This is a genomic window from Brevundimonas sp. NPDC007368, from assembly GCF_042869015.1.
In the GTDB taxonomy this organism is placed as follows: domain Bacteria; phylum Pseudomonadota; class Alphaproteobacteria; order Caulobacterales; family Caulobacteraceae; genus Brevundimonas.
Map to the genome: position 1 here is coordinate 145,830 of NZ_JBIAFA010000006.1, position 14,418 is coordinate 160,247.

General features: G+C 70.0%; 14 protein-coding genes and 1 tRNA gene. 11 read left to right on the plus strand and 4 right to left on the minus strand.

Going from position 1 to position 14,418, the window contains the following annotated elements; all coding sequences use genetic code 11:
* Window positions 1-115: 115 nt before the first annotated feature.
* Window positions 116-871 (minus strand): endonuclease III, encoded by a 756-nt coding sequence (gene nth / locus ACFYLW_RS14155; protein WP_312064463.1) that lies wholly within the window; start codon window positions 869-871, stop codon window positions 116-118.
* Between the two features lie 137 nt (window positions 872-1,008).
* On the opposite strand from nth, the gene ACFYLW_RS14160 reads away from it, so the two are divergent.
* From ACFYLW_RS14160 to ACFYLW_RS14185, 6 genes are all read left to right on the plus strand, one after another.
* Window positions 1,009-2,121 (plus strand): HlyD family secretion protein, encoded by a 1,113-nt coding sequence (locus ACFYLW_RS14160; RefSeq protein ID WP_313471843.1) that lies wholly within the window; start codon window positions 1,009-1,011, stop codon window positions 2,119-2,121.
* Window positions 2,118-3,707, plus strand: coding sequence for a DHA2 family efflux MFS transporter permease subunit (locus tag ACFYLW_RS14165; RefSeq protein WP_312065430.1), 1,590 nt, complete (start codon window positions 2,118-2,120; stop codon window positions 3,705-3,707). Before ACFYLW_RS14160 ends, ACFYLW_RS14165 begins: the two co-directional genes overlap by 4 nt.
* A complete protein-coding gene (locus ACFYLW_RS14170) occupies window positions 3,707-4,306 on the plus strand; it encodes a TetR/AcrR family transcriptional regulator (RefSeq protein ID WP_312065429.1) in 600 nt (199 codons plus the stop codon). Before ACFYLW_RS14165 ends, ACFYLW_RS14170 begins: the two co-directional genes overlap by 1 nt.
* A gap of 86 nt (window positions 4,307-4,392) precedes the next feature.
* A complete protein-coding gene (locus ACFYLW_RS14175) occupies window positions 4,393-5,154 on the plus strand; it encodes a creatininase family protein (protein WP_312065428.1) in 762 nt (253 codons plus the stop codon).
* Window positions 5,155-5,209: 55 nt separating this feature from the next.
* Complete coding sequence (locus ACFYLW_RS14180; protein ID WP_312065427.1) at window positions 5,210-5,671, plus strand: phasin family protein; 462 nt, start codon at window positions 5,210-5,212, stop codon at window positions 5,669-5,671.
* Window positions 5,672-5,685: 14 nt separating this feature from the next.
* Entirely contained in the window at window positions 5,686-5,901 is a 216-nt protein-coding gene (locus ACFYLW_RS14185; RefSeq protein ID WP_312065426.1) for a hypothetical protein, read from the plus strand.
* Window positions 5,902-6,089: 188 nt separating this feature from the next.
* On the opposite strand, the gene ACFYLW_RS14190 is transcribed toward ACFYLW_RS14185, so the two are convergent.
* The 3 genes from ACFYLW_RS14190 to tsaD all read right to left on the minus strand — a co-directional run bounded on the left by ACFYLW_RS14190 (window position 6,090) and on the right by tsaD (window position 8,808).
* Window positions 6,090-6,470, minus strand: a complete 381-nt coding sequence (locus tag ACFYLW_RS14190) for a Rieske (2Fe-2S) protein (protein WP_292084783.1) — start codon at window positions 6,468-6,470, stop codon at window positions 6,090-6,092.
* A gap of 161 nt (window positions 6,471-6,631) precedes the next feature.
* The gene (locus ACFYLW_RS14195) at window positions 6,632-7,630 is read right to left on the minus strand and encodes an NAD(P)H-dependent glycerol-3-phosphate dehydrogenase (protein ID WP_312065425.1); all 999 of its coding nucleotides are present in this window, start codon (window positions 7,628-7,630) and stop codon (window positions 6,632-6,634) included.
* Between the two features lie 41 nt (window positions 7,631-7,671).
* Window positions 7,672-8,808 (minus strand): tRNA (adenosine(37)-N6)-threonylcarbamoyltransferase complex transferase subunit TsaD, encoded by a 1,137-nt coding sequence (gene tsaD / locus ACFYLW_RS14200; protein WP_312065424.1) that lies wholly within the window; start codon window positions 8,806-8,808, stop codon window positions 7,672-7,674.
* Between the two features lie 50 nt (window positions 8,809-8,858).
* On the opposite strand from tsaD, the gene hemC reads away from it, so the two are divergent.
* The 5 genes from hemC to metK all read left to right on the plus strand — a co-directional run bounded on the left by hemC (window position 8,859) and on the right by metK (window position 14,400).
* Window positions 8,859-9,809: a hydroxymethylbilane synthase gene (gene hemC / locus ACFYLW_RS14205; RefSeq protein ID WP_312065423.1), complete on the plus strand. Its 951-nt coding sequence runs from the start codon at window positions 8,859-8,861 to the stop codon at window positions 9,807-9,809.
* A 3-nt stretch (window positions 9,810-9,812) separates the two neighbouring features.
* The gene (locus ACFYLW_RS14210; RefSeq protein WP_312065422.1) at window positions 9,813-10,508 is read left to right on the plus strand and encodes a uroporphyrinogen-III synthase; all 696 of its coding nucleotides are present in this window, start codon (window positions 9,813-9,815) and stop codon (window positions 10,506-10,508) included.
* Window positions 10,509-10,556: 48 nt separating this feature from the next.
* Window positions 10,557-10,632: transfer RNA gene (locus ACFYLW_RS14215), tRNA-Thr, on the plus strand.
* Window positions 10,633-10,760: 128 nt separating this feature from the next.
* On the plus strand, window positions 10,761-13,127 hold the full coding sequence (locus ACFYLW_RS14220) for a glycoside hydrolase family 95 protein (protein ID WP_313471844.1): 2,367 nt from the start codon (window positions 10,761-10,763) through the stop codon (window positions 13,125-13,127).
* A gap of 76 nt (window positions 13,128-13,203) precedes the next feature.
* Window positions 13,204-14,400 carry a methionine adenosyltransferase gene (gene metK / locus ACFYLW_RS14225; RefSeq protein ID WP_312065419.1) on the plus strand — a complete coding sequence of 399 codons (1,197 nt, stop codon included), beginning with the start codon at window positions 13,204-13,206 and terminating at the stop codon, window positions 14,398-14,400.
* Window positions 14,401-14,418: the final 18 nt, after the last annotated feature.

Sequence of the window (14,418 nt, forward strand, 5' to 3'; positions counted from 1 at the left end):
ACCCAGCGGCGCCGAAGGCGATCTTCACGACAAGCGCGGCGTGCGGAGCTTTCGCCCTCCGGGCGCCGCTGGGTCCCCCGGTCTCGCTACGCTCGCCGGAGGATGACGACAGAAGTCAAACGCCCACAAAGCTTGCCCGCGACGGGCACAGGTCCGCGATGACGCAGGCCCCGCACTTGGGCCGCTGCGCCAGGCAGGTGTAGCGGCCGTGCAGGATCAGCCAGTGGTGGGCCTTGGGCAGCCAGGCCTCGGGCACCACCTTGTGCAGTTGCTGCTCCACCTTGTCCGGCGTCGCCGCATTGGCCAGACCCAACCGGTGCGAGACGCGGAACACGTGGGTGTCCACCGCGATGGCCGGCTCGATGCCCAGTTCGTTCAGCACCACGCTGGCGGTCTTGCGCCCCACGCCGGGCAGGGCCTGCAGATCGGCGCGGTTCAGCGGCACTTCTCCGCCGTGCTGCTCGACCAGCATCCGCGCTGCGGCGATGACGTTCTTCGCCTTGGTGCGATAGAGGCCGATGGAGGCGATCAGGGGGATCAGCCCCTCCTCGCCCAGGGCCAGCATCTTCTGCGGCGTGTCGGCCACCGCGAACAGGGCCTTGGTCGCCTTGTTGACCCCTACGTCGGTCGCCTGGGCCGACAGGGCGACGGCCACGACCAGGGTGTAGGGATTGACGAAGTCCAGCTCGGTCCTGGGATCGGGCATGACCCCCGACAGCCGGGTGAAAATCTCCTCCACCCGGTCCTCGTCCGGCGGCCAGCCGATCACCGCCCCGACCGGCGCCTTCTTCGGCGCGCGCGACCGCTTGCCCGGCGGCGGGCTGAGGGCGGCGCGGACAGCCTTGGACGGGGGACGTTGGCGGACGGTCATGCTCCCGCTTCGCCTTCCGCGAACGCGGCGTCAACCGAACGGAATCGACACGGTGCGACAAAATCGCGCAGACGCCTCTTGATTTATGGACGCTTCTGTCCATTTTACGCGCCGAAATCGAAGCGAGCTGTCTCCCCATGGCCCTCCCCGCCACTCTCAAGAAACGCCTGCCCCTGATCGTCGGCGGCGTCGTCGGCCTCGCCCTGATCGCCGGCGGCGTGGTCTGGTGGCAGGGCAAGCAGCGCTGGGAGGCGACCGACAACGCCTTCGTCCAGGCAGACACCGTCTCGGTCAGCCCCCGCATCAGCGGTTCGGTGATCGAGGTCCTGGTCAGGGACAACCAGCGCGTCGAGGCCGGTCAGGTCCTGGCCCGTCTGGACGACGCCGACGCCAAGGCGGCGCTGGCCCAGGCCCAGGCCAATCTGTCGGCCCTGACCGCCGCCGTGGCCAATGTCGACGCCCGCGCCGAACAGGAACAGGCCAATATCGCCGCTCGCGCCGCCGCCGTGACCCAGGCCGACGCCCAGGCCAAGCTGGCCCGCGCCGAGGTCGATCGCTACGGCAAGCTGGCCGCCGAGGGCTGGGTGTCGCAGCAGCGCATCGAGACCCAGCGCGCCACCGCTGAAACCGCCCGCGCCTCGGTCGCCCAGGCCCAGGCCGCCCTGACCGCTGAACAGCGCACCGCCGCCGTCCTCGGCTCGACCCGCAGCCAGAGCGTCGCCGCCGTCGAGCAGGCCCGCGCCCTGGTCGAACAGGCCCAGCTGACCCTCGACCGCACCGTCATCCGCGCCCCCGTCGCCGGCGTCGTCGGCGCTCGCGGCGTGCGCGTCGGCCAGGTGGTGCAGGCGGGCGGGCAGATGATGTCCATCGTGCCGGTGCAGGACACCTATGTGGTCGCCAACTTCAAGGAGACCCAGGTCGGCCGCATGCGTCTGGGCCAGACGGTCGAGATCAAGGCCGACGCCTTCCCGGGCCAGGCCATCGTCGGCCGCGTCGACAGCTTCGCCCCGGCCACCGGCTCTGAGTTCGCCCTGATCCCGGTCGAGAACGCCACCGGCAACTTCACCAAGATCACCCAGCGCGTCCCCGTCCGCATCGTCGTCGACCGCCGCGCCTCGGGCGAGCCCGTCACCCTGCGCCCCGGTCTGTCCGTCGAGGTCAAGGTGGATCTCAAGAGCCAGGGCGGCGCCGCCTTCGCCGACGCCCATCTGGGCGAGGTCGAGACCGCCTCTCTGGACGCGGGCCGGTGAGAGACGGCGTCCTTCCTGCGGACGCCCCAGCGGTCGCCGACAAGCCCGAGATCAACTGGACCGTCCTTCTGCTCGGCTTCGCCGGCATGGTCATCGGCCAGTTCATGGCCATCCTGGACATCCAGATCGTCGCCGCCTCCCTGCCCCAGATCCAGGCCGGGGTCGGCGCCTCGGCCGACGAGATCAGCTGGATCCAGACCGCCTATCTGATCCCCGAGGTCGTGATGATCCCCCTGTCGGGATACCTGTCGCGGCTGTGGGGCACGCAGAAGCTGTTCCTGGCCTCCTGCACCGGCTTCCTGATCATGAGCGTGGTCGTGGGCCTGTCGTCCTCGGTCGAGATGATGATCTTCTTCCGCGCGCTGCAGGGCTTCCTCGGCGGGGCCATGATCCCGACCGTCTTCGCCGTGGCCTTCACCGCCTTCCCGCCCGAGAAGCGCGTCACCGCCAGCGTCATCATGGGTCTGATCGTCACCCTGGCCCCGACCGTCGGCCCGACCCTGGGCGGCCACCTGACCGAGGCGCTCAGCTGGCGCTGGCTCTTCTTCATCAACGTCTTTCCGGGCGTTCTGGTCCTCTTCCTGGTCAGCCGCTACGCCCATTTCGACAAGGGCGACCCGTCGCTGGCCAAGGGCTTCGACTGGTGGGGGCTGGGCCTGATGGCGGCCTTCCTGATGAGCCTGCAATTCGTGCTGGAAGAAGGCGCCAAGAACGACTGGTTCGCCGACGACCACATCCTGCTGCTCAGCCTGGTCGCGGCCATCTGCGGCCCGGCCTTCATCTGGCGCTCGCTGACCTACTTCAATCCGATCGTCGAGCTGCGCGCCTTCGCCAACCGCAACTTCGTCGTCGGGGTCGTCATGACCTTCATCGTCGGCGCGGCCCTGTTCGGCGGCACCTTCCTGCTGCCCCTCTTCCTCGGCCGGGTGCGCGAGTATTCGGCGGCCGAGGTCGGCACCACCATGGTCGTCTCGGGGCTGGCCATGTTCCTCACCGCCCCCTTCGCCGGGCGGCTGGTGCGCGCCGTCGACCCCCGCATCCTGATGTTCCTCGGCTTCATGCTGTGCGCCTGGGGGATGTGGGACGCGAGACTGGTGACCGGAGACTGGGGCTTCTGGGAGTTCGCCGGGGTTCAGGCCGTGCGCGGCTGCGGCGTCATGATCGCCATGATCGCCTCGCAGCAGGTGACCATGTCCACCCTGCCGCCGCACATGGTCAAGAACGCCTCGGGTCTGGTGAACCTGTCGCGCAACGTCGGCGGCGCCTTCGGCCTGGCCATTCTCAACACCTCCCTGACCCAAAACTCGGCCCTGCACATGGTCGAGCTGACCAGCGCCATCAACCAGTCTGACACGGCGGCGCGCAACATGATCGCCGGCATGGCCCAGCGCTTCTCGGCCTCCATCGACCCCCAGGCCGCCGCGATGAAGGCCTTCTACGGCATGCTGCAGAAGCAGGCGACGACCCTGGCCTTCGGCGACGCCTTCGCCCTGCTGGCGGTGGCCTGCGCCTGCGCCGCCTTCGTCACCCTGCTGTCCAAGCCCGGCAAGCCCGATCCCTCGGCCGGCCCGTCCGAGGTCCACTGATGCCCCGCGCCCCCGGTCAGGTCGACGAACACAAGAGCGAAGCCATCCTCCAGGCCGCCTCGGACCTGTTCGTGGAAAAGGGGGCGGGCGCCTCGATGACCGAGATCGCCCGACGCGCCGGCGTGTCGAAACAGACGCTCTACAACCGCTTTCCGACCAAGCTCGACATCGCCCGCGCCCTGGCCGCCCGGCGCTCGGACGCGGTGACGGCGCCGCTGAAATCCGGAGCCGCGCCCGAAGAGGTTCTGAGCGCCATCGCCGAGACCCTGATCCGCAAGATCTGCAGCGAGGGCAAGGGCGCTTCCCTGCGCGGCGTGGCCCTGATGTCGCCCCAGGCCCCTGAACTGGCTCGCGCCATCTACGACGCCGGGCCGGGCGAAAGCGTGCGCCGCATCGCCGCCTGGCTGGCCGAGCAGGAACGACTGGGCCTGTTGTCCGTGCCCGATCCCGCCGCCGCCGCCGAGATGTTCGCCGGCATGGTCCTGGGCCACGGCCACCTGCGGTCGGTCCTGGGCCTGCCGCACCCGCATCAGGACGACGTCCCGGGTCGCGCCCGCGAGACGGCCCGCCGCTTCATCCGCGCCTTCGCTCCGACCTAGGCGCCAACCCGAGCGCGGCGTTTGGCCCTTTCGCCGGATCGGCGTAAAGCGCCGAGGTCTTTCTGCCCCCCTCGCGGAGTTCCCCCATGCTGATCCACCTGTCGTCCTGGCCCGAGATCGACGCGCGCCTGAAATCCGGCGCCGCCCTGTCCAAGACGGTGATCGTGCCGATCGGCTCGAACGAGCAGCACGGCCCGACCGGCCTTCTCGGCACCGACTGGCTCTGTCCCGAGATCATCGCCCAAGCCGCCGAGAAGGGCGACGAGCGCCTGATCATCGCTCCGACCTTCAACATCGGCATGGCCCAGCATCACCTGGCCTTCCCCGGCACCATCTCCTTGCGCCCCTCGACCTTCATGGCCGCGATCACCGACTGGGTGTCGTCGCTGGCCCGTCACGGCTTCGAGCGCATCTATTTCCTCAACGGCCACGGCGGCAACGTCGCCACCATCGAGGCCACCTTCTCGGAAATCTACGCCGAGTGGTCCTTCGTCGAGGAGCAACCTCCGTTTGTCCTGAAGCTGCGCAACTGGTGGGACCTGCCCGGCGTGCACAAGCTGTGCGAGGAGATCTTCCCCGTCGGCCACGGCGCCCACGCCACCCCGTCCGAGATCGCGGTGACCCAGGCCGCCTATCCCGACCACATCAAGATCGCCGACTACAGCCCCAAGATCGCCCCCATGGGCCCGATCCGCGACGCGCTCGACTACCGCGCCCGCTTCCCTGACGGTCGCATCGGCTCGGACCCGGCCCAGGCCAGCCCCGAGAAGGGCCAGCGCATCATCGACGCCTCCATCCCGGCCCTGATCCAGGACGTTTCGGCCTTCGCCGCCGAAGTCCTGCCCTGAAGCTAGGGGGCCTGATCCGCTTGCCCCGCGAGCGGAACAGGCCCAGGCTCACCGCATGAACCCCATTGCTCGCGCCGCCCGCACCGCCCGCGTCGGACAGGAGACCGCCGAGGCCTCGGCCCAGGTCATCGCCCGGCGTCTGGCCATCATGGGCGAGGCCCTGGCCGACCCCCTGCGCGCCGATCACGCCGAGCTGGGGCGGATGGGCGTGGAAAAGGTCGAGGCCCTGACAGCCTCGGCCGGGGCCGTGGCCACAGGCGCCCTCGATCTGGCCGATCAGGGCCGCCGCATCGCCGACCGCGAAAGCGTCGAAGCCTCGGCCCATCTGGCGCGGCTGGCCCGCGCCGACAGCCTGGCCGGCGCCGCAGCCCTGCAGGCGGCCTGGGGCATGGGCGTCTGGTCGCGCGCCCTGTCCGACAGCTGGACCATGGGCGAGTCTATGCTGAAGCTTCAGGCCGAGGCCCTGTCGCCGATCCACGCCGCCGTCGTGGCCAACGCCGAACGCCTGAAACCCTGATTCAAGGCGGCGTGATGGAACGCCGTCCCGCCGCCCGTGTTGCTTGCGTGTCCAGCAAGGAGTCCGACATGGCCGAAGACCCCAAGAAGACCGATCCCCATCCCGGCATGATGGGCGACGGCACCGAGGAACAGAACCTCAACCAGCCCGGCGACCCGTCCAAGCGGATCACCGAGGAAGAGGTCGACGACGCCTTCACCAAGGACCCCAAGATCGTCCCGAAGGAATAGCGTCCCCGCCCTCTATCCGCCGTCACCCAACTCCCCGTCATCCTCGGGCTTGACCCGAGGATCGAGCGCTCCGCGCGCAGTCGGCGTCAGGCTGAAGACGGGGCGATGGTCTTCCTGCCACCAAAACGGAGCCGACGGCTCGATCCTCGGGTCAAGCCCGAGGATGACGGCAGAGGTGCGGGAAAGCCTCAGGCCGTCCGGATGATCCCGCCCCTGGCCTCGACCGGCCAGGGCGTCAGCTTGCCGCCCGCGCACGGTCCGCCGACGCAGGCGCCCGACAGCGGCTCGAACACCGCTCCGTGCCAACCGCACAGGATCAGCGACCCGTCCGGCGTCAGATAGCGGTCCAGTTCCATGGCGATGGGGAAGCCCGCGTGCGGACAGCGGTCGACCCAGCCCGCGACCGCGCCGTCCTTCTTGACCACGAAGCCGTGGAAGAAGGCCTCGCCGATCTGCAGCACGAAACCGCGCGAGCCGGGATCGGCAATGTCGTCTTCCGCGCACAGGGGCACGTTCGGCGGCGTTTTCCAGACGCGCTTACGCTCTTCGGCGACGGGCTGGTCCGTCATCCCCACACCCGCTCATCCCCGCGGAGGCGGGGACCCAGTACTTTGGCCAGAAGTGCTTTGGCCAGAGACGGCGCACGTTGAATAGAGATGGGCATGGGTCTGAGAAACGGCTCGAACTGGGTCCCCGCCTCCGCGGGGATGAGCGGAAAAATGCGGGCTGACTATTCGCGTTCGGGCTTGAGCGGCCGGGTCAGCAGGGCCTCGATGGCGGCGTCCACCGTGGTTTCGCCCGCCAGGACGGCGGCGACGGCCTCGCAGATGGGGGTCTCGACGCCCAGCTTGCGCGTCAGCTCGCGCACCGCGGGCGCGCTCTCGTAGCCCTCGGCCACCGACCGCTTGCCGGCCAGGGCCTGCTCCACGCTCATCCCCTGACCCAGGGCCAGACCCAGACTCATGTTGCGCGACTGCGGGCTGGAGCAGGTCAGGACCAGATCGCCCAGACCGCACAGGCCGGCGACCGTCTCGGCCTTGCCGCCCAGGGCCTGGGCCACGCGGACGATCTCGGCGAAGCCGCGGGTGATGACGGCGGCGTGGGCGCTGCGGCCCAGTTCGCGGCCCTCGACGATGCCGCAGGCGATGGCCAGGACGTTCTTCAACGCCCCGCCCGTCTCGGCCCCGATCAGGTCGTCGGCCAGATAGGGACGGAAGACCGGCCCCGACAGGGCCGTGGCCAGGGCGACCGCCATGTCCTCGTCCTCGCAGGCGATGGTGACGGCGCTGGGCAGGCCGCGCGCCACCTCGGCGGCGAAGCTGGGGCCCGACAGGACGGCAGGGGTCGCCGAGGGGATGGTCTCGGCCAAGACCTCGGTCATCAGCTTCAGCGAGCCGCGCTCGACGCCCTTGGCGCACAGGACGATGGGCAGGCCGGGCCGGGCATAGGGTGCAAAAGCCGTCAGCGTCGCGCGCATATGCTGGGCCGGCGGCACCGCCAGAATCAGATCGCAGTCGGCCAGATCGGCCAGGTTCGAGGTGACGTTGATGGCCGAGTCCAGCTCGATCCCCGGCAGGAAGGCGTCATTGACCCGCCGCGTGCGGATGCTCTCGATGACCTCCGGCTCACGCGCCTGCAGCACGACCGCCAGGCCCGCCGCCGCCGCGCTCTGCGCCAGGGCCGTGCCCCATGCGCCGCCGCCAATCACGCCTGCCGTATGAAATTCCATGTCTTCTCCGGTCCCCCGACCACCGCTCGAACGCCGGCAGATCAAGCCTTGGCGCCCTTGCGGCCCGTTTTCTTGTGCACAGGATCGGCGTTCGCGCGCGCCTCGTCCAGAGGCCATCGCGGCCGGGCGGCGACATCAATGTCCGAGGTCAGGCCTTTTTCCAGCCGCTCCGCCCCCGCCAGGGCGATCATGGCCGCGTTGTCGGTGCAATAGACCATGGGCGGCGCCAGGAAGCTGAAGCCGTGCCTGGTCGCCAGATCCTCCAGCGTGCGCCGGATCGTCTTGTTGGCCGCCACGCCCCCAGCGACGACGAAATGCAGAACCTCATGCTGCTCTGCATACGCGACCATGGCCCGCTCGGTCCGCTCGGCCAGCTGACGCGCGATGGCCTTCTGCACCGCATCGGCCAGATCGGCCTTGTCCTGCTCGCTCGTACAGGTCTGGGCCAGCCGCGAGGCCGCCGTCTTCAGGCCCGAGAAGGAGAAGTCGCAGTCCTTGCGTCCCAGCAGGGCGCGCGGCAGGTCAAAGCGCGACCCGTCGCCGGACGCCGCCAGCTTCTCCAGCGCCGGCCCGCCGGGGTAGCCCAGCCCCATGGCCTTGGCGATCTTGTCGAAGGCCTCGCCCGCCGCGTCGTCGATGGTGGTGCCCAGCCGGCTCATGTCGCCGATGCCGCGCACCTCCAGCAACTGACAATGCCCGCCCGAGACCAGCAGCAGCAGGAAGGGATAGGCGGTCTCCGCCCCCAGCCGCGCCGACACCGCATGGCCTTCCAGATGGTTGACCGCGATCAGCGGCAGGTCGCGCGCCAGAGCCACGGCCTTGCCGTAGCTCAGCCCCACCATGACCCCGCCGACCAGTCCCGGCCCGGCGGTCGCCGCCACCCCGTCCAGCGCCGCGTAGTCGATCCCGGCCTCAAGCATGGCCCGGCGCGCCACGCCATCGATCATCTCGACATGGCTGCGGGCGGCGATTTCCGGCACCACCCCGCCAAAGGCCGCGTGCTCGTCGATCTGGCTGTGAATGACGCTGGACAGGACCTCGGCCCCGGCCGCCGACAGGCGCACCACCGAGGCGGCGGTCTCGTCGCAGCTGGTCTCCAGACCCAGCACGGTCAATCCGTCCGACCGCCGTTCGGTTGCCCCCGTCGTTCCGCTGCTATAGTCCGCGCCAGTGTTCATCGGGTCGAGGTAGCGGCCCGGTTCCCCTTTCGCAACGGCTGCGCGACCTCATGACCCCGCTTCTCCGCATCGGCACCCGCCGCTCCAGGCTGGCCCTGGCCCAGTCCGGCATGATGCAGCGCGCCATCGGGCGCGCGCTGGGCGTCGCCGAGGCCGACATCGAAACCCTGGTCCCCCTGGTCGAGATCGTCACCACCGGCGACCGGATTCAGGACCGCCGCCTGCTCGAAGTCGGCGGTAAGGCCCTCTTCACCAAGGAGATCGAGGAGGCCCTGCTCGACGGCCGCGTCGACGTCGCCGTCCACTCGATGAAGGACGTCCCCGCCGAACAGCCCGAGGGCTTGGCCATCGCCGCCGTCCCCGAGCGCGAAGACGCCCGCGACGGCTTTATCAGCGAGCATTTCGCCAGCTTCGCCGACCTGCCCCACGGCGCCCGCCTGGGCACCGCCTCGCTGCGTCGACAAGCGCAAGCCCTGGCCCTGCGCCCCGACCTGCAGATCGAGATGCTGCGCGGCAATGTCGACACCCGGCTGAAGCGGCTCAAGGACGGCGACTTCGACGCCATCCTCCTGGCCTGCTCGGGCCTGAACCGTCTCGGCTTCTCCGAGGTCATCCGCGAGCGTCTGTCGCTGGACGCCTTCCTGCCCGCGCCGGGCCAGGGCGCCCTGGCCATCCAGACCCGCGAAGGCGACGCCGACGCCTACTGGACCCACGCCCTCAACCACGACCTGACCGCCCTGGCCGTCGCCGCCGAGCGCGGCGCCATGACCGCGCTGGAAGGCTCGTGCCGCACCGCCATCGGCGCCTACGCCCTGATCGAGAACGGGACCCTGCGCCTGACCACGGAAATGCTCAGCCCCGACGGCTCGGCCCGCTGGCGCCGCGTCGGGGAAATCTCGGGCGTTTCGTCCTCAACCGCCCTCGACCACGCTCGCGCCCTCGGCCTGCGTCTCGGCGGCGAGGTCCAGGCCGAGGCCGGCGACCAGAAGATCGACCTCTAGGCCATGCGGCCGATCCGCCGCATCTGGATCACCCGCGCCCAGCCCGGCGCCGCGCGCACCGCCGCCCGGCTGACGGCGCTGGGCTTCGAGCCTGTAGTCGCCCCCCTGCTAGCCATTCGCCCCCTGCCCGACGCCCTCGACGCCGCGCCTGACTTCGCCTCGGTCGCGGCCCTGGCCTTCACCAGCCCCAACGGCGTCTCCGCCTTCGCCGCCCTGACGCCGGACTTGCGCGACCTTCCGGTCTTCGCGGTCGGCGACGCCACCGCCGAGGCCGCCCGCGACGCCGGCTTCACCGACGCCCGCTCGGCCGCCGGCGACATCCACGCCCTCGCCCGCCTCATCGCCGCCAGCCCGATCCACGGCCTGATCCTCGCCCCCGGCGCCCGCGAGCCCGCCGGCGACCTGCCCGCTCTCCTGCCCGAACACGCCGTCCGACGCCTGCCGGTCTACGCCGCCGAGGAGACCGACGCCGACACGCCCGCCGATTTCGACGCCGTCCTGCTGCATTCCCCCCGCGCCGCCCGCGCCTTCGCCCGCATCGCGACACCCGAGACCGCCGCAAACCGCCTCGCCGTCTGCATTTCCGCCGCCGCTGCGGCCCCGCTGACGGCCTTCAGCTTCACCGAAATCCGCACCGCCGACGCCCCGGATGAAAACTCCGTGCTGACAGCGCTTGGCAAGTCCGCCGGACCCGTATAAAGACCCGACCTCGCGCGGCCACCGACACTCGTCAGGCCGCCGACCGGAGCCGCTTTAGCTCAGCCGGTAGAGCACATCATTCGTAATGATGGGGTCAGGTGTTCGAGTCACCTAAGCGGCACCACTCTCTTCAGACAGCCTGAATCGTTTTGACCCGACCGCCTCGGGCCAGCCTGCGTGCGCGCCGTATTGCGCCGCTGCTCTTCATCGTATCATACTACTAATTGATCCGAGAAGGGTGCGAGGCGGGGAATGACGACGTTCAAGGCGGGTGCGGCAGGCTTCAATCGACGGCGACTGCTGATGGGCGCCGCGGCCACGGCGGCCTTCGCGGGCGCAGGGCCGATGGTCCTGGCCCAGCCGACCGTCGTTCCCCTGCCGCGCACCGGCGACGAGGCCGAGCCCAAGCTCTGGTACCGCAGTCCGGCCGAGGCCTGGGTCGAGGCCCTGCCGGTCGGCAACGGCCGGCTGGGCGCCATGGTCTTCGGCGGGGTCGCCCGCGAGCGACTGCAACTGAACGAGGACAGCCTGTGGGCCGGCGGCCCCTATGATCCCTCCAGCCCCGACGCGCTCGAGGCCCTGCCCGAGGTGCGCCGCCTGATTTTCGAGGGCCGCTATCCGGAGGCGCAGGCTCTGGCCCAGGCCCGGATGATGGCCCGGCCGATCCGGCAGATGAGCTATCAGACCATCGGCGACCTGCTCCTGACCTTCGGCGTCCGATCGGGCGCGAGCGGCTATCGGCGTGAGCTGGATCTGGATCAGGCCCTGGCCACGACGGAGTACCGCCTGGACGGCGTCGGCTATCGCCGCGAAGTGTTCGCTTCACGCCCCGACGACGTCATCGTCGTGCGGCTGACCGCCGACCGCCCGGGCGCGCTGAGCTTCGACGCCGGCTTCGAGACGCCCCAGGCGGGCGACGCCGCCGTCGAGGACGGGGATCTGGTCCTGACCGGCCGCAACGGTTCCCAGTTCGACATCCCCGCCGCCCTGAGATTCGAAACCCGGGTTCGCATCCTGCCGCGCGGCGGGCGCGCGTTCGGCAAGGACGGCGCCCTGCGCGTCGAAGGCGCCGACGAGGCCCTGATCCTGATCGCCATGGCCACCAGCCACGTGGGACCCAAGGACGTCAGCGGCGATCCGCGCGCCCGGACCCTGGCCGCCCTGGCGAGGCTGGATGCGGACTTCGACCGGCTGAAGGCGCGTCATCTGGCGGACTATCAGCCCCTGTTCCGGCGCGTCGGTTTCGCCGTCGGGACCACCGAGGCCGCGCAAAGGCCGACCGACCAGCGGGTCGCCAGTTCCGCCACCCTGGACGATCCGGCCCTGGCCGCCCTCTACTTCCAGTACGGCCGCTACCTGCTGCTGTCCTGTTCGCGCCCGGGGACCCAGCCGGCCAATCTTCAGGGCCTGTGGAACGACAAGACCAGCCCGCCGTGGGGCTCGAAATACACGATCAACATCAACACCGAGATGAACTACTGGCCCGCCGAGCCCCTGGCCATGCAGGAGTGCGTCGAGCCCCTGATCGCCATGGTCAAGCAGATGGCCGAGACCGGCGCCGTCACCGCCCGCGTCAACTACGGCGCGCGCGGCTGGGTCTGCCATCACAACACCGACCTGTGGCGCGCCACCGCCCCCATCGACGGAGCCCGCTTCGGTCTGTGGCCCATGGGCGGCGCCTGGCTGTGCGAACACCTGTGGGACCACTATGACTACGGTCGCGACAAGGCCTATCTGGCCGAGGTCTATCCGGTGATGAAGGGGGCGGCCCAGTTCTTCCTCGACACCCTGGTCGAACACCCGGACGGCTCGGGTCTGGTCACCTGTCCGTCGCTGTCGCCGGAAAACCTGCACCCGTTCGGGGCCGCAGTCTGCGCCGGTCCCGCCATGGACAGCCAGATCCTGCGCGACCTGTTCGCCCATGTCGCCGAGGCCTCGCAGATCCTGCGCAAGGACGCCGCCTTCCGCCGCGAGGTGCTGGCCGCCCGCGCCCGCCTGCCCGCCGACCGCATCGGCAAGGCCGGTCAGCTTCAGGAATGGCTGGACGACTGGGACATGGCGGCGCCCGAGCCGCACCACCGCCACGTCTCGCACCTCTACGCCCTCTTCCCCAGCTGGCAGATCTCACGCCGCGACACGCCGGCTCTGGCGCGAGCGGCGCAGACTTCTCTGGAGCAGCGCGGCGACCTGTCCACCGGCTGGGCCATCGGCTGGCGCATCAACCTGTGGGCGCGCCTGGGCGACGGCGACCGAACCCACCGCGTGCTCAGGCTGCTGCTGGGCCCGGAACGGACCTACCCCAATCTGTTCGACGCCCATCCGCCCTTCCAGATCGACGGCAATTTCGGCGGAACCAACGGCATGGCCGAGATGATCGTCCAGTCGCGCCCGGGCGAGATCGAGATCCTGCCCGCCCTGCCCTCCGCCTGGCCGAAGGGCTGGCTGCGCGGCGTCCGGGCGCGCGGCGGCTTCGGCCTCGATGTCGCCTGGGCTGACGGACGACCGACCGAGGTCGTGTTACGCGGCGCGCCGGGCGACGAAACGCGCGTCCGCCACGCCGACCTTGTCCGCACCGTGAAGATCCCGCCGGGCGGCGAGACGCGCCTGGACTTCGCCTGACGCGACGACAGCGCACTTGAAGGTATAAGCATATCTTTATATGTCTGTCGGCCTCACCGTCTTGCAGGAGCCTGCCTTGGCCCGTTCGTCGTTTCTGTTCACCTCCGAGAGCGTCTCGGAAGGCCACCCCGACAAGGTCGCGGACCAGATCTCCGACTCCATCGTCGATCTGTTCCTGTCCAAGGACCCCGAGGCGCGCGTGGCGTGCGAGACCCTGACGACGACCAATCTGGTGGTTCTGGCCGGCGAGATCCGCGGCGAGGGCATCATGGACACGGAAGGCAACTGGGCGCCCGGCGTCGAGCAGGAGATCGAGGACACGGTGCGCGGCGTGGTGCGCGACATCGGCTATGAGCAGGACGGCTTCCACTGGAAGACCTTCCGCTTCAAGAACAACCTGCACCCGCAGTCGGCTCACATCGCCCAGGGCGTCGACGCCGGCGAGGACAAGGACGAGGGCGCCGGCGACCAGGGCATCATGTTCGGCTACGCCTCGAACGAGACGCCCGAGCTGATGCCGGCCACCCTGCAGTACAGCCACAACATCCTGAAGGCTCTGGCCGACGCCCGCCATTCGGGCCAGGAGCCGGGCCTGGAGCCCGACGCCAAGAGCCAGGTCACGCTCTTCTACGAAAACGGCCGCCCGGTGCGCGCCACCTCGATCGTCGTCTCGACCCAGCACAAGGACGGCCTCAGCCAGGCGCAGGTCGCCGCCATCGTCAAACCCTATGTCGAGAAGGTGCTGCCGCGGGGCTTCATCACCAACGAGACCGAGTGGCACATCAACCCGACCGGCACCTTCGTCATCGGCGGGCCTGACGGCGACGCCGGCGTGACCGGGCGCAAGATCATCGTCGACACCTACGGCGGCGCAGCCCCGCACGGCGGCGGCGCCTTCTCGGGCAAGGACCCGACCAAGGTCGACCGTTCGGCCGCCTACGCCTGCCGCTACCTGGCCAAGAACGTGGTCGCCGCCGGCCTGGCCGACCGCTGCACCATCCAGATCAGCTACGCCATCGGCGTGTCCAAGCCCCTGTCGGTCCACGTCGACCTGCACGGCACGGGCAAGATCGACGAGGCGGTGCTGGAAGCCGAGCTGCCCAGGCTGATCGGCGGCGCCTCGCCGCGCGCCATCCGCGAGCACCTGGGCCTGAACAAGCCCATCTATCGCCGCAGCGCCGCCTATGGCCACTTCGGCCGCACGCCCGACGCCGACGGCGGCTTCAGCTGGGAAAAGACCGATCTGGTCGACAAGCTGAAGGCCCTCGTCTGAGCCCCGCAGCCGCCTGAA

What these genes read in the sequence shown, in the direction of transcription:
- ACFYLW_RS14195 (WP_312065425.1), bottom strand. Translation starts at nt 7,630, where the DNA reads ATGGAATTTCATACGGCAGGCGTGATTGGCGGCGGCGCATGGGGCACG.
- ACFYLW_RS14175 (WP_312065428.1), top strand. Translation starts at nt 4,393, where the DNA reads ATGCTGATCCACCTGTCGTCCTGGCCCGAGATCGACGCGCGCCTGAAA.
- ACFYLW_RS14170 (WP_312065429.1), top strand. Translation starts at nt 3,707, where the DNA reads ATGCCCCGCGCCCCCGGTCAGGTCGACGAACACAAGAGCGAAGCCATC.
- ACFYLW_RS14185 (WP_312065426.1), top strand. Translation starts at nt 5,686, where the DNA reads ATGGAACGCCGTCCCGCCGCCCGTGTTGCTTGCGTGTCCAGCAAGGAG.
- hemC (WP_312065423.1), top strand. Translation starts at nt 8,859, where the DNA reads ATGACCCCGCTTCTCCGCATCGGCACCCGCCGCTCCAGGCTGGCCCTG.
- ACFYLW_RS14210 (WP_312065422.1), top strand. Translation starts at nt 9,813, where the DNA reads ATGCGGCCGATCCGCCGCATCTGGATCACCCGCGCCCAGCCCGGCGCC.
- ACFYLW_RS14160 (WP_313471843.1), top strand. Translation starts at nt 1,009, where the DNA reads ATGGCCCTCCCCGCCACTCTCAAGAAACGCCTGCCCCTGATCGTCGGC.
- ACFYLW_RS14180 (WP_312065427.1), top strand. Translation starts at nt 5,210, where the DNA reads ATGAACCCCATTGCTCGCGCCGCCCGCACCGCCCGCGTCGGACAGGAG.
- nth (WP_312064463.1), bottom strand. Translation starts at nt 871, where the DNA reads ATGACCGTCCGCCAACGTCCCCCGTCCAAGGCTGTCCGCGCCGCCCTC.
- ACFYLW_RS14220 (WP_313471844.1), top strand. Translation starts at nt 10,761, where the DNA reads ATGACGACGTTCAAGGCGGGTGCGGCAGGCTTCAATCGACGGCGACTG.
- ACFYLW_RS14190 (WP_292084783.1), bottom strand. Translation starts at nt 6,470, where the DNA reads ATGACGGACCAGCCCGTCGCCGAAGAGCGTAAGCGCGTCTGGAAAACG.
- tsaD (WP_312065424.1), bottom strand. Translation starts at nt 8,808, where the DNA reads ATGAACACTGGCGCGGACTATAGCAGCGGAACGACGGGGGCAACCGAA.